Below are 14564 nucleotides of genomic sequence, written 5' to 3'. Positions count from 1 at the left end.
ATTCATGATCCATACCCCCGATCAATGCAGGAGATGTAATCACACAGAACAAGTCAGCGCCAAGAGGGTTTTCGAATCCTCCAATCGCCAACGCTATCCTCAAAACCGAAATGCCATGGGGCGTTACCTCCTCCGCTTAAACACAGTTGCTACGTTGGAGAAGAGGAGAGATGCCTTATTTTGATGTCAGCTTCCAAATGCTTGCTGCAGCTTCGTCAAGAATGAGCGTGGCGTTATCGTGAAGTCTTATAGCGGTTGCGCTTACTTTCTCGCTGATGGGGCCATTCAGGGCTTCATTAATGATGTCGGCCTTGCCACTTCCGACCGCCAGAAGCAGCAGGCGTTTTGCATCCAGAATGGTCCCGACACCCATCGTCAGGGCACGTTCGGGAACGGCATCGGGATTGTTGCCGAACATGCCGGCGTTCTGCTGACGGGTGACGGGGTCCAGTACGACGGGCCGGGTGCGCGTATCGAAGGCTGATGGCGGTTCATTGAAGCCGATATGCCCGGTATCCCCGATGCCAAGAAGCTGGAGATGGATGCCGCCCGAGGCCCTGATGCGGTTTTCATAAGCCGCGCATTCGGCATTCAGGTCCACTGCCATTCCGTCGGGGATATGGCCATGCCCTGCCGGCATGTTGACCTGATCAAATAGGTGTTCATGCATGTAGGTATGGTAGGATTGTGGAGCCGATGTCGCGATGCCCACGTATTCGTCCAGATTGAAGGACGTCATGGACGAGAAATCCAGCGCGCCTTTTCTGTAGCGCGCGACAAGCAGAGCGTAGAGGCTCTCCATGGTGCGTCCGGTTGCAAATCCAAGTACGGGGGCTGCATGACTGCGGATTTCGTCGGCGACGATTGCAGCGGCTCTTTCCACAGCCTCGGTTGGGGTAGGGACAGTAATGATGTTCATCTGATTTTCCGAAGACTGGGACGCGAAAGAGGATGAGGCGGCCATGTCAGACGGTCCGCTGTCCATTCACCCAGACTTCGCTTACGGCCAGAGAGGCATCGAGGACGGTAAAGTCGGCAAGAAGGTCCGGAGCAAGAACGCCACGGTCATGAAGGCCGAGATAGCGTGCGGCGTTGGTGCTGACGAGCTTGGCGGCATCTGGGAGGGATGTGCCGGCCTGAATGGCGTTGCGCAGGGCCTGATCGAGGGTGAGAATGCTGCCGGCAAGAGACCCGCCGGGGAGGCGGACGGTGCCATTGCTGATGACGACATCCTGCCCGCCAAGCTGACTGGGGCCTTCGGGGCCACCCGTGCCGCGCATGGCGTCCGTGACGAAAAGCAGGCGGCTGTCCATCAGGCGTGAGGTGAGGCGGAAGCTGGCCGGATGGACATGGTGCGTGTCGAAGATCATTTCGGCGTAGGCGACATCGCTGCACATGAGGGCCGTGACAGGGCCAGGTTTGCGTCCCTCGATCGGAGACATGGCATTGAAGAGATGTGTGGCGCCGATTGTTCCCCCGGCCGCACATACGACGCAGATGGCGCGCTCAGTGCCTTCATAGTCGGTGGTGGTGTGCCCGAGGCTGACCCGGACGCCCGCTTCAGCGAACTGGCGCATGGCGGTTTCTGCATGATCCAGTTCGGGGGCGAGCGTTACGACGCGGACACAGCCTGTGTCGATGGCTTCTGCAACCCTGTCGGGGCTGGGAGCGATGGCAAAGGGTGGTTGGGCACCGAGCTTGTGCGGACTGACAAAAGGGCCTTCCAGATGGGCACCGTGGATGCGGGGGCCTTTTTCCATGCCGGTCTTGCGGACTTCGGCTACGGCATGGAGAGCATGCATCACGTCATGCCAGGGGGCCGTGATGGTGGTGGGAAGGATCGTGGTTGTGCCGTGGTTCATGTGGAAGCGTGAGAGCTTCCGTATGGCGTCGGCACCGTCCATCGTGTCAGCGCCATCGCCACCGTGGACGTGTCCGTCCACGAAGCCGGGTAGGATATAGCGGTTCGCGGGCTGGGCGACGGGGTCAATCGCGCGGATATGGCTGTCGAAGGTGATCTGCCCGGGAAGGATACGGTCAGGAAGAACGAGATTGCCGTCGAGATGCAGGGTCATGGGGTCTGGTCCAGGGGAAGAAGGCCGGTCTGCCCGTAGCGGCGGGCGTAGAAAAAGACCGCGAAATAGGATGGGATGACCAGCAGGGCGAACATGGCCTGAAACCCGATGAGAGGCTTCAGGGCGACGTAAATCTGCGGGATGATGGCCCCGCCGCTATAGGTCATGACCAGTAGTGCCGAGGCGAGGGGCGTCCACGGGCCGGCGCCACGGATGGCGATAGGGAAAATCGTCGGCATCATCATGGCGTTGGCGGCACCCAGCAGGGCGACGCAGGCAACGGAGACATACCCCGTTGTCAGGAAGGCCATGAGAGTCAGAATAATGCCGGCAATGCAGGACAGTTCGAGGAAGCGTTCCTGCGTAATGATGCGGGGGATGATGGCGAAGCCTAGCAGGTAGCCGAATAGCATGGCGCCGAGCGTGAAAGAGGTGAAGAATTTCGTCTGGCTGAGTGGAAAGCCGAACTGCTGCCCGTAAGTCCCAATGGCATCGCCAGCCATGACCTCAACGCCGACATAGAGGAACATGGTGAGAATACCAAAGACCAGGTGGGGCCGGAAAATTCGGGTCCCGCTGTCCGGCATTCCTGGGATGAGTGGGGCCTGGAGATTGGGCAGGGGGCAGAATACGACCGTGACGGCGGCGACAAGCAAAAGGAGCGCCATCCCCATATATGGGGTGTAGATCGCATGGACGAAGGTATTGAGAACGGCATTGCGGGCGGCGGCATCGGGCGCGGCACTGGCGCTCTGGGCGACGTGATCAATGTCACCCATGACGACGGTTGCGAGTACGATCGGGGCCAGAATGCCGGCGAATTTGTTGCACACCCCCATGACGGCAATCCGCTGGGCGGCACGGTCTGACGGACCAAGCAGGCTGACGAGGGGATTGACCACGACCTGCATCAGCGACAGCCCCGCGCCAAGGATCAGAAGGCCTGTCAGCGCCCCGCCGTAAATGCGCATGGAGACGAACTGTCCGAATGTGGCCACGCCGAGGGCGCAGAGAAGCAGGGCCACGGACAGACCCTTTCTCAGGCCCAGCGACCGCGCCAGAAATGATGCCGGGATCGAGAAAATGAAGTAGGAAATATAGAAGACCATCGGCACCATGAAGGCCGCGACGTCCCCCAGAGAAAAGGCAACACGGACAAACGAGATTAGCGGCCCGTTCAGCCAGGTCACGAAACCCATCATGAAGAAGATGCCGGCGGCGACACCAAGAGGACCCAGCCCATAAGGGGCTGTCAGGCTGCTGTGCGAGAGAGACTTGGGAAGAGCCATGTCAGAAGAAATCCGTCAGCCTGGAAGCGGGGGCATGGTCAGGGGAAAGGTCGGGAAATAAAGATTCTCAATGTCCAAGCCCTGCGTCCTGCAGGGTTTGGGCAAGGGTGCTGATCCAGCGGTCATCCACGGGCCATCCGGCAAGTCTGGCGGCCGTGAGAAGGCCGCCACCGATAGGGGAAAGGCGCGGGCATGTGGGCGCGCCACAGGTCTCGGCGATCGCATTGCGCAGGAACGGGCTCTGAAGTGTTCCACCCGCGTAGCTCCATGGAAGATCGGTGCGGGAGAGCTTGCGGCGGGCCGTGTGGACATGAAGGACCAGTTCCGCTGCGGCATCGTGCATCAGACGGCTGGCGGTAGGGCAACCCTGTTCGGCCTGCTGGGCGACGACGCGGGTCAGGGCTGCTGCTGCGGAGCGTTCATGCGTCAGGGTGCCGTACCAGTCCAGCAGAGCAGCGGCGCATTCGGCAGGATTGGCAGGAAGGTTCAGTTCTTTCTGAAACGGCGCGAGAAATGCGGTATCAGTCGTGTTGCGGCCATCAAGAATGGCTGTGATGACCCCGAGGGCTTTGCGGCCGATCCAGAAGGCGCTGCCCTCGTCGCCCAGCAGACTGCCCCAGCCTCCGACGCGACAGGTTGTGCCTTTGCCGTCTGTGGCCCATGCCATGGACCCGGTGCCCGAAAGAAGAAGGACGCCCTCCTCTCCGGCAAAGGCGCCGTTACAGGCCATGTCCACGTCATTGGTCAGGAAGTGGGGGATATGCTCGAAAATTGAATGGATCAGATTGCGCTGGCGCTGATTGAGCGTGGCACTCTCGCCAAAGCCGGCAAGGCCAAGGCCGGCGCCCACGGTATTGTCTGGAAGGCGGGAAAACAGGCCGCTGAGGGTTTCGCGCCACAGGGGCTGGTCAAAGGGATTAGAGCCTTCGGCACGGCCGATATCGGAAATGGTGCCGTCTTGGCGCAGGACGACCAGCAGGGTTTTGCTTCCACCGCCGTCCATTGCCGCAATACAGGGCTGACTCATGAAAATACCTTCGAAACCCGCGGATCAGATAACGGAATGAATTTTATCTGGATGTACATAAAGTTTTGACAAAGTGCCACAGGCCTGCTCGTAAATATCCAGAACGGCATCCACCGCGGAAAGAATAATATCCCGCGGATGTCGCGGGAGCAGACCCGCTTGGATTCTCTCATACTGGACAGGAAGAAACTGGCTCAGGAGAGGATCGGGCAGGCCCGTTTCTTCAAGCTGGGACAAAAGGGTCGCGACAGCATCTTCCGCATCAGGTTGTGGCCAGTAATAGCGGATGCGGTCACTGTAGCCATAGTGGCGGAGGATGGCGAGTTTGTCCTGCGGTCCCTCGTAATGGCCGCGCCATTGTGCAGGGTGTTCCGTCATGATCCGCTCCATGACGCTCCGCAGGCTTTCCTGATGCGGAATGAGGACGGAACGGATGCTGTCCAGTCCATACAGAGCCTCACGCAGCGCAAAGGTCAGACCCGGCCCGACTTTCAGAAGCAGGAAGCCGTCTTCCACAAGCGCCCGGAGGGCGGGAAGCGGCTGGTAATCCGTGGAATGCGCTTCAAAGATCTGGCCTGGCATCTGGTTCAGCTTTGCTGAAAGGGCTTTTGCCAGTGGCCGGTCATACACCACCATGTCTTCCACGCCGAACTCAACGCCCGGCTGGACGACCAGGCCGATGACGCGGGTCCAGGTGGCGTCTCCCAGAGTGCGACGGAAAAGCGTTTCGTGGATCTGGAGTGTGGCGGCGGCAGCCTGTGGCGTCGTTGGTTTGAGATGATCAAGAACTTCCGCGGCCCCGCCCGGAACCGGGACTTCCGTTCCGATGATGTAGACTGCCTGACCGGGCGCGACACTTTCTGCACGCTGGGCGAGGGCGCAGGCCCGTTCGGCCACGGTTTCGTCAGGCAATGCGGCAGGCTCTCCTGCACAGCCCATGCTGGCGTCGAGATGCAGCTTGACGAAACCCGCTTGGGCAAAGGCTTCGATCATGCACAGGGCCTTGTCCATGGCTTCCTGTGGAGGCAAGGATTTCCATGGATTGGGGCCAAGATGATCTCCCCCCAGTAGAACGAGATGCTCCGGGCAACTGACTCTGGAGGCGATGCCCAGAACAAGATCCCGGAAATCCGCGGGGGTCATGCCAGTATAGCCCCCGTCCTGATTGACCTGATTGCAGGTTGCTTCGATCAGAACAGGCTGGCCGGTTCGGGCGGCCCTTTGCAGGGCGGCTTCCAGAACCAGCGGATGCGCGGAGCAGACTGAGGCCAGCCCTTTGCGCTGTGCAGCCGGGACGGCTGGGTCGTGAGCCTGATGAACGAGGGTCAGGAACGGGGAGATGCTCATGGTCAGGCGATCGTCACGACTTTGGTGAGATGGCGTGGCGCAAGGGTGTCCAGTCCTTTGGAGCGGGCAACGTATTCGCCAAACAGTTGAAGGACCGGCAGAACCACCAGCGGACGGACATCCGCACCTTCGCTGACGGACAGGGAGACCGTGCCCGGGCCGCCGATCCCGAGAACCCGCGCGCCTTTGGCCATCAGGTCTTTGGCCAGAATGCTTTCCTCTTCCAGGGTGTCAGGATGGTAGAGGAAGACAACAAGAGAGCGGTCATCGATCAGGCTGATCGGGCCATGGCGATATTCCAGCGGATGATGTGCTTCCGTCTGGCTCAGGCTCATTTCCTGAAGTTTTAGGGAGCCTTCACGGGCGACGCCATACAGGGCTCCGGCGCCCAGAAACACGAAATGGGAGCGGCCTTCGAGCAGGGGCGTAAGCTGCGTGTCTGCTTCGGCGAGGAGTGTTTCAGCCGCGGCAGTTGTTTCCGGGGTGACGGAAATTCCGGCATAGCGCAGGCCCATCAGGAGCATCAGACTGGCAGAGGCCGTCATGACGATCCCTTCTTCCGCATGGGTTTCAGCCAGAACAGTTTCGTCGGCATTCTTTTCGAGGCTCGCGCCTTCTGCGCAGGTGAACGCCGTAACGTACAAACCCTTCCTGCGGCTCTCGATCGCGGCAGCGACGGTCTCGGTGGATTCCCCACTGCGTGAAAGGGCGAGGATATTCGGGCGGATGCTGGGCGGCACATAATCCTGCGGACGGCGTGTCCATTCGTTCCCGGCGACGGCACGCGAGAAGGCGCTATTAGCATTCAGGCTGGCTGCGATGGAGTCCGCAATATGAACTGAAGTGCCGCATCCCACCACGACCGTAACGGCTTCCGGATCAGGATGGACGTCCCGCATATCCACCTTGTTCCAGAGGGAAAATTGTTCGCGGATGCCGCGTTCGGTAGCATTCATGAGAAATTGTCTTTCAGACGGAAGGCACACAGCAGCAGACCTGCTTCGTAGGAAGTACGTCCAGGAACCTATGAGACATACGGAGCACGATGGAGGTGACGCTTTTTTAGGGCGTGGAGTTCTGTACCAGCTTTAAAAAACGGCAGTGCGATCATGTCAACTCATATTTATGATTGTAAATGACGTATTTCAATCATCCCTAGCTCGCTTTTCAAAGAAAACCGGCGCGATTACAGTGTTTGAGGTAAGGCCAGTGAGGGAGAATGATCTTGGCATCCGACCGTTTGATGCAGATTCGCCATTATCTTTATCTGAATGGAATGACTGGCGTTCATGATCTTGCGAGGGAGGTCGATGCGTCTCTGGCGACCATTCGCCGGGATCTGCAACGCCTTGAAAAACAGGGAATTATTAGTCGGACCCATGGAGGTGCTGCGCTGGCGGATTCCGTAGACCGCGAAGTGGCATTCGAGACCCGTGAGAATCAGGCGCTAGACCACAAGCGGGCGATTGCGGATGCAGCCTTTCAACGGCTGAAGCGGGGATCGGCCGTCTTTTTCGACGCGGGGACAACCGTGCTTCAATTGGCACGACGTCTGCGCATTGACCCCATACCAGTGACGGTATTTTCCAATAACATCACGGTTTCCGAAACACTGAGCGGGATCGATGGAGTGGAGATGATTCTGCTGGGTGGTCGTCTGCGTCATGCAAATCGCAGTCTGGTGGGGATTCTTGCCGAGCAGGCGATTGAAAACCTATGGTTCGACCAGGTATTTCTCGGGACGAGCGCGGTACAAACCGATGGTACGATCTCAACGCCGGACAGCGAAGAAGCGACCCTTAATGCGGCCATGATGCGCCGAACGGAAGAGTGTTTTCTGTTGACCGACAGTACGAAATTCGGTCGGCGCTCCACCTACAGAGTTGGGCATCTGGATCAGGTCTCATGTGTCTTTACGGACACTGAACTCGATGATGCCCAGGTTCTGGCGCTTCGGGAGCATGGTCATACCATTGTGTTAGCCAGCCATTCGGCCGCTTCCTGAAAACAATATCTGGTTTCTGTTGCATCAGGAGTAGTTTTCTCTTCGGGGCTGTCGTGTTTTCTCCCATTTTTTGTAACTGATATGCTCTGAAAACGCCGCTTTCCTCTCAGGAAAGCGGCGTTTTCGTATTTTTCAGACATAAAACACACCAAAAACAATCAGATAACGTCACAATAAAGAACTATTGTGGTTGTTCCGTATTGATATCAATTCGGAATCGAGCCTAACCTGCGTCTGTTCGTACCCTCTCCCGGGTGACGGTCTCATTTTCAGAAGGCTACGGATCAATCGCATGTCCCACACACGCTTGCTTCTCCTTGGTTCCGTTACTCTCCTTTTCCCCCTGCATGAGGTTAGTGCCGCAACGAAAAAAACGTTGAGCGCCCATGCTGCTGCCAAGGTCGCGCAGCCAGGGGTTGTGCAGTCCAAAACCGCAGAAACCGTCAGTGTTCATGCAGGGATCGGCAGTAGCACGGGAGTGAGCAATACGACGCCTGGTGGCGGCCTCATGGCGATACAGACTGTTCCAAAGGTCCAGAGTGGCGTCACGCGGGATTACATTGCCAAGCAGAGCCCAACAGCCAATCCGCTCACACTGATTCAGAACCTTCCGGGTGTGGTGTCATCCGGCGTGGATCCATTTGGTGCATCGGATCAGATGGGTTTATCCATCCGGGGCATGGATCAATCGGAAATCGGATTTACCTTTGAGGGTATGCCGGCTGCCGATCCAATCAGTTATGTCCCCCTGTCATCCACTGTCGCTGATACGGAAAACATTGGTTATATAAATGTGGCACAAGGGGCCCCGGATCTGAGTGCGCCGCTTTACAATGCGGTCGGCGGCCAGATTACGGAAGGCCTGCGTGATCCGTCACATAAGCGCGGTGGTCTGTTGGATCTGGCATATGGTACCAGCAGCCTGCGGCGTGAGTTCATCCGTCTGGAAACGGGCGATATCGGTAATTCCGGTGTACGTGGCTTCCTGTCGTTCTCTTATCAGACTGCGCATAACTGGCGTGGGCCGGGCGGGATGAAGCGCTATCATGTTGATGCGAAATTCGTGAAGGACTGGGAGAACGGCAGTAAGTCCGGACTGGTCGTTACCTTCACGCGGCCAACTTCCACCTATCTCCGCCCGCCCACCATGGCGCAGTGGAAGACCCAAGGCGTTAATTTCAATTATACTGATACCTATAAGTTCGGAGACACATCATATTACGGGCTGGTGCTCCACCAACGTAATTCGGTTATTGCTACCGCACCCCAGGATATTAAGTTCCAACATGGTCTAAGTCTGCATGTTACGCCGTTCTTTAGTCATTACTGGGGGTTTGGCAATGGTGGCACGACGTTGGATGAGTCCTCGCTTTATCAGGGGAACCAGTATGCAGGTCAGTTGAATCTTCCATACTCGCAGAACGGTGTTGCGACGGCGGCGACGATCGATACCTATCAACAGGATATGGGGGGCCTGAACACTTATGGTGAGTGGAAAATCCTGCATAATACGCTGCAGTTCGGTGACATGTATTCCTACATGAATGCGGTCGAGGGATCGGGGTTTCAGATCGCGGACTTCAACGGAAACATTGCCAGCCCGACGGGGAAGAGCCCGGTCTATACGGCTTACGGGCAGAAGCTTGAGCAGTGGGATATCCATTTCCTTCAACAGGTCAACGCGCTGTATGTGAGCGATACCTACAAGGCGTTCAATGACCGACTCACCCTGAATGCGGGGTTCAAGGAAGCCATGGTGTCGCGCAAGGTGACGCAGCTTATCCCGGGCGCGACCTATAACACCGGCGACAACAAGGCCGAACCACTGCCTCAACTTTCGATGAGCTTCAAGGTCACGCCGCATGATCAGGTGTTCTTCGATGCTTATACGGCTTTCCGTGATCCTTCGGCTATTCTGACTTATGTGGATACGTTCAATGCCGCGACGGGCAAGATGAATCGTTCCCACAGCAGCAATCTGGCCGCCGAATATTCCATTGGCGAGGAACTGGGCTATCGCCATACCGGGCTGGTCAGTGTCTCGGCCGCGCTTTTCAACTACAACATGACGAACCGGCAGATTTCCTCGACGGTATTCATCAATGGTGTCGCCACATCCGCTTCCATCAATGCAGGCGGTCAGACGGTTCGTGGTGCCCAGTTTGAGGCTTCGCTGCGGCCATGGCATCATTTCAGTCCCTATATTTCCGGGCAGTATCTGCATGCCACGATGGACAACAACTTCTGGAACGGAACAGTCATGTTGCCGACGGCCGGCAAGACGGCCGTGAAAAGCCCCACTTTTACCGGTGCGCTTGGCCTCTCATATGATGACGGACATTTCTTTGGGACATACACCATGAATTATGTCGGATCGCAGTATTCGACGTTCATGAATGACGAGAAGGTGCCGTCCTATTTCACGGCGAACCTGTCTCTGGGTTATCGTCTGCCGGATCTCGGCTTCACGAAGCATCCGCAGCTCCAGATCAATCTCATCAATATGGGCAATGGTGGTTATCTCTCGGGTGTGTCCGGTGTAACGACCAACGCCAAGACCGCGACTGCAATCGGAGGCGCCAAGGTCGCCGGAAGTGCGCCGAACTATTTCGTAGGCAGTGGCTTTGCCGGCGTTCTTGGTTTTACGACCGGTTTTTGAGCGGATTTTGTCATGGCACGATGTCTTCTCGGGTTTTCCTCTATTCTTCTTGCCCTGTACGCTGTTGGTATTCCCCTATTGGCTCACGCACAGGAGAGGATTTTGGCCGAGGTCGTGATCATGCGGCATGGTATCAGAGCACCGATCCTACCAAGCGTCTCCACGCCTTCTCTGACGCAGCGCCCCTGGGTACGATGGGAAAACTCTCCGGGACAACTGACACATCACGGGCGTCAGATTGTGAATATTGTAGGACATTTTCAGGCCATGGCATGGCGTCGGATGGGGCTTATGCCCGCTGATTGTCCTGTATCGGAAGCTTTTACGGCTATTGCTGATACCGATCAGCGCACGCTCGACACGGCACAGGAATTTGTGGGGGCGTCTTTTCCGACCTGTAATATTCCAGTGACGCCTGCTACAGCGCTGCCGGAAAATCCGTTCAGGCCTGTCGAGACTACAGAAACACTCCGGACAGCCACAGTTGCAATGTCACGGGCGCTGGAAGGCTTTCATCCGGATCCGGTCATAGTGAGAACCATGAAGGAGTTCGGTGAAGTTATGGAAAACCCGGACTGGAATGTTGCGCCGGGAAAAGTGAGTGTTGTCGGCAATGAATGGCCGGTACTGCGAGGGCCACTTCTGGCCGCATTTCAGGTTACGGACACGTTCATGATGGAATACGAGGAGGGCATGACCACAGGATGGGGAAAGCTAAACGAAGCGAGTGTTGAGCGACTGTTGTCGCTCAACACTCTTTATGCCCGCCTGACCCGTCGGGTCTCCGGAGTGGCGGAGCCGGAAACTGCGGTCATTGGTAGATTGATCAATGATGCTTTTGCTCAGTCAGTGAACGGAAAGCGGCACGTAACGCTCATTGTTGGGCATGACGATACACTCAATGCGTTGGCTGGAGAACTTGACCTTCATTGGCATGCAGCCGGCTTGCCGGCCGATATGCCGCTTCCAGCAGGAGCCCTGATCTTTGATCTTCTGGATGAGGGGCAGCACCAGTTGGGCGTACGGTTCCGTTACAGCGCGCCGGCTCTGGACGATGCGCGTATGCCTGAGCAGCTTCAAAAGCACGGCCCAGTGTCGATGACAGTAATTTCGAATAAGTGTGGTGAAGAAAAAGTCTGCTCTTACAGTGTATTCCAAAAAATAATTCACGCCCATACATAAATATTATGTAGAATTGATATAAAATAGAATAACCATTCTTAAGATCAGGACCCATTGATTTGATTGTAGAAATCTGATTCAGGCTCTGCAAGGAGACTGGAGATGAGTGACCTGTTTTGGCTGACGGACGAACAAGTGGAGCGTCTACGGGCGTTCTTTCCCAGGAGCCACGACAAACCGCGCGTCGATGACCGCCGTGTGCAGAGCAGCATCATTTTTGTGAACTGCACGGCTTCAAGTCTGCGGTTAAAAAAGGGGACCCAGGCCGCCTGATCGGTCGCACCAAAGGCGGTATGAATGCCAAGCTCCATGCGGTCACCGATCAAAATGGACGACCGCTGAGCTTCTTCATGACTACGGCACAGATCAGCGATTATACAGGTGCCGCTGCCCTGCTGGACAGTCTTCCTGCGGCACAATGGATGCTGGGCTATCGCGGATATGACGCCAACTGGTTCAGGGACGCCCTGGAAGAGAAGGGGATAAAGCCCTGCATTCCAGGACGAAAATCTCGCGGAAAACCGGTCAAATACGATAAGAGAAAATATAAACGCCGCAATCGCATCGAGATCATGTTCGAAAGACTCAAGGACTGGCGGTGTGTCGCAACACGCTACGACAGATGCCCGACCGTCTTCTTCTCAGCCATCTGCCTCGCCGCAACCGTTATCTTTTGGCTATGAGTCCTGAGCCTAAGATTAGAGAACGGGTAGCGGGGACGGCGCTTCTCGCTGAAATGAGCGGGCGATGAAGTCGCGTGTGTCTTGGCTGGCGCTGACCTGCCGTGCCTCGATCGCGTCCCACAGGTGCTGATCGAGGCACGGTAGGTCCGGCACATCAAAACGCAGATCAGAAACGCCCCAAAAGAACCGTCAATCAATACGCCAGATGCCAGAAATTACAGGCCAAGCGTATCAATCAAGAGTTCTTCGATTTCTCCAAGTGCTTATCCGTCAGCCAAAACAGATCGCTCATCTTCAGTCTCCTTGTAGAGCCTGAATCAGCTTTCCGAAATCAAACCAATGAGTCTTGAGGCTCAGAGTATCATTCATCCTGTAGGGCAAACAGTTGCTTCATGTCAGAAAATGCCTTGAATTCCAGCGCATTGCCTGCCGGATCGCAGAAGAACATTGTGGCCTGCTCTCCAGGGCGGCCTTCGAAACGGATCTGAGGTTCCATGCCGAAAGAAATTCCATGCTTGCGCGCACGCTCGGCCAGGGCTTTCCAGTCCGGCATGTCGAGAACGATACCAAAATGAGGAATGGGTACTTTATGGCCATCAACAGCGCCAGCTGTAGCTGACGGTTTTGCACGAGGTACGAGATGCGTGACAATCTGATGTCCGAAAAAGTCAAAGTCGATCCAGCTCTGCGTGCTGCGACCTTCGGGGCAACCCAGAACAGTTCCGTAAAAACTTCTTGCGGCGTCTAGATCGTCTACGGGAAAGGCAAGGTGGAACGGATTGGGCATGCAAGCACCATAAATGATTAAGGGCATCTTGGCTTACCATGCTCGACAAACATCCAGCTAAAACGAATATATGTTTTTAGAGGAAAGAAAATATTGCGTTTTGATATGATATTCTGTGAACTGATGTTGTCGCTTCCGAAGCTTAAGTAGGATCGTGCCCTCTCGAAACAAGTGAGCGCTTTGCCTTGGATATACGGTTTCTGGAAAGTTTTGTTCTTGTTTCGGAACGAGGTTCAATAGCTGAAGCGGCTCGTTTGCTTGGGCTGACACCCGCAGCCGTTTCGCAACGTATCAAAGCCCTTGAAGACCAGATCAAGCAGCCCCTGCTCGTTCGTGCAGGCCGAACCGTCACCCCCACGACAGCGGGCCTTGCCATCATAGAAAAGAGCCGTCACCTCATTCGGGGAGTAGAAGAACTTAAAGCTTTGGCGTCGCAGAACGAATTTGCCGGAGAACTAAGAGTGGGCGCTATTTCGACCGCTCTAACCGGAATTCTCCCGTTCATGCTGCGCCGCTTTTTTCTAGCTTATCCCCAGATTGATCTGCACGTTAGTCCAGGGCAGTCTGTGAAGCTGTATCATGAGGTGTTGGACGGGCGTCTGGACTGTGCCCTGATCGTAGAACCCCCATTTTCCATTCCCAAGACATGTGGCTAGAAAAGGCTTCTTTCCGAACCACTCGTCATGTTGGTTCCTCTAAGCTGTACGGAGACAAACCCACTGACGATTCTTAAGGAAAATATGTTTCTGCGATATGACCGGAATCAATGGGGAGGTCGTATCGCAGACACTTTTCTTAAGGAAAATGAAATATTCCCTCGCGATCAGCTCGAACTGGACTCACTTGAAGCCATTGCGCTGATGGTCAGTGAAGGAATTGGCGTTTCGTTACTTCCTGACTGGAAGAAGCCTTGGCCGGAGGGCCTTAAACTCCGCAAGATCCCTGTTTCCGTGACGCCGCCACACCGCCATATTGGCTTGCTGTGGCTTCACGCGTCCCCGCAGGTAACTCTCATTAAAGCCATCGCACCTTTTCTTGTTGTCAAAAAGCGTTGAATTCTTTTTTTCCACTGAGGCATCATGGTGATGCGTCACTCCTCAAGCAGCATGTGGAGAATATGCTCCACTCCGGTAGCCTCCATAACCGCAAGACCATAAAGTGGCAGGCGTCCGATCATGACTGCATCGGCGCCAAGGGCCAGCATTTTAAAAATGTCGCTTCGCTGACTAATGCTGCTATCGGCGATCATTGTCATATCCGGCGTCATCTGCAAGAGACGGTAGGGTATCAACGGCAGCCGGCGCTGAATTGAAGGTGTGCCCTCCATGTGTGGAGACGACCATTCCATCCACTCCAATCAGTCGAAGTTGAGCGGCGTCTTCGGCACATAGCAATCTTTTGGGGGCCAGAGCTCCTTCCCAGACAATGCGCAAATTCTCAATATCCCGGCACGCCATATCTGGTACTAGCCTTATGTAAGCATCCTGTTAAGGGCGTAGATCTGCTGGAT

Annotated in this window: 10 protein-coding genes and 3 pseudogenes; 5 read left to right on the top strand and 8 right to left on the bottom strand. The window is 56.0% G+C overall.

Translation table 11 applies throughout. From position 1 onward, the window contains the following. Window positions 1-175 precede the first annotated feature (175 nt). The 6 genes from nagB to GSP01_RS13360 form a co-directional block, all read right to left on the bottom strand. Complete coding sequence (gene nagB / locus GSP01_RS13385) at window positions 176-919, bottom strand: glucosamine-6-phosphate deaminase (protein WP_141354298.1); 744 nt, start codon at window positions 917-919, stop codon at window positions 176-178. A gap of 46 nt (window positions 920-965) precedes the next feature. After that, window positions 966-2075, bottom strand: a complete 1110-nt coding sequence (gene nagA / locus GSP01_RS13380) for an N-acetylglucosamine-6-phosphate deacetylase (protein ID WP_141354296.1) — start codon at window positions 2073-2075, stop codon at window positions 966-968. Next, window positions 2072-3364: a glucose/galactose MFS transporter gene (gluP, locus tag GSP01_RS13375; protein ID WP_141354294.1), complete on the bottom strand. Its 1293-nt coding sequence runs from the start codon at window positions 3362-3364 to the stop codon at window positions 2072-2074. The genes nagA and gluP overlap by 4 nt, the downstream gene beginning before the upstream one ends. Before the next feature lie 67 nt (window positions 3365-3431). Beyond that, window positions 3432-4391, bottom strand: a complete 960-nt coding sequence (locus tag GSP01_RS13370) for an N-acetylglucosamine kinase (protein WP_141354292.1) — start codon at window positions 4389-4391, stop codon at window positions 3432-3434. Between the two features lie 24 nt (window positions 4392-4415). Beyond that, complete coding sequence (locus GSP01_RS13365) at window positions 4416-5738, bottom strand: class II D-tagatose-bisphosphate aldolase, non-catalytic subunit (protein ID WP_141354290.1); 1323 nt, start codon at window positions 5736-5738, stop codon at window positions 4416-4418. Between the two features lie 2 nt (window positions 5739-5740). Continuing rightward, window positions 5741-6694: an SIS domain-containing protein gene (locus tag GSP01_RS13360; RefSeq protein ID WP_141354288.1), complete on the bottom strand. Its 954-nt coding sequence runs from the start codon at window positions 6692-6694 to the stop codon at window positions 5741-5743. Between the two features lie 269 nt (window positions 6695-6963). Here GSP01_RS13360 and GSP01_RS13355 point away from each other — a divergent pair, with 269 nt between their 5' ends. The 4 genes and pseudogenes from GSP01_RS13355 to GSP01_RS13340 all read left to right on the top strand — a co-directional run bounded on the left by GSP01_RS13355 (window position 6964) and on the right by GSP01_RS13340 (window position 12267). After that, a complete protein-coding gene (locus GSP01_RS13355) occupies window positions 6964-7743 on the top strand; it encodes a DeoR/GlpR family DNA-binding transcription regulator (protein ID WP_141354286.1) in 780 nt (259 codons plus the stop codon). A 292-nt stretch (window positions 7744-8035) separates the two neighbouring features. Beyond that, a complete protein-coding gene (locus GSP01_RS13350; RefSeq protein ID WP_141354284.1) occupies window positions 8036-10402 on the top strand; it encodes a TonB-dependent receptor in 2367 nt (788 codons plus the stop codon). A 12-nt stretch (window positions 10403-10414) separates the two neighbouring features. Beyond that, window positions 10415-11584: a histidine phosphatase family protein gene (locus GSP01_RS13345; protein ID WP_141354282.1), complete on the top strand. Its 1170-nt coding sequence runs from the start codon at window positions 10415-10417 to the stop codon at window positions 11582-11584. A gap of 102 nt (window positions 11585-11686) precedes the next feature. Further along, window positions 11687-12267: pseudogene (locus tag GSP01_RS13340) on the top strand (IS5 family transposase). A gap of 361 nt (window positions 12268-12628) precedes the next feature. Here the strand turns inward: GSP01_RS13340 and GSP01_RS13335 are convergent. After that, on the bottom strand, window positions 12629-13054 hold the full coding sequence (locus GSP01_RS13335) for a VOC family protein (protein ID WP_141354280.1): 426 nt from the start codon (window positions 13052-13054) through the stop codon (window positions 12629-12631). A gap of 185 nt (window positions 13055-13239) precedes the next feature. On the opposite strand from GSP01_RS13335, the pseudogene GSP01_RS13330 reads away from it, so the two are divergent. Then, window positions 13240-14109 (top strand): annotated as a pseudogene (locus tag GSP01_RS13330) (LysR substrate-binding domain-containing protein). 35 nt (window positions 14110-14144) lie between these two features. On the opposite strand, the pseudogene GSP01_RS15495 reads toward GSP01_RS13330, so the two are convergent. Beyond that, a pseudogene (locus tag GSP01_RS15495) lies at window positions 14145-14511 on the bottom strand (alpha-hydroxy-acid oxidizing protein). Between the last annotated feature and the right edge of the window lie 53 nt (window positions 14512-14564).

The organism is Gluconobacter sphaericus NBRC 12467 (assembly GCF_006539125.1).
In the GTDB taxonomy this organism is placed as follows: domain Bacteria; phylum Pseudomonadota; class Alphaproteobacteria; order Acetobacterales; family Acetobacteraceae; genus Gluconobacter; species Gluconobacter sphaericus.
This window is presented reverse-complemented; position numbering and strand designations above follow the sequence as displayed.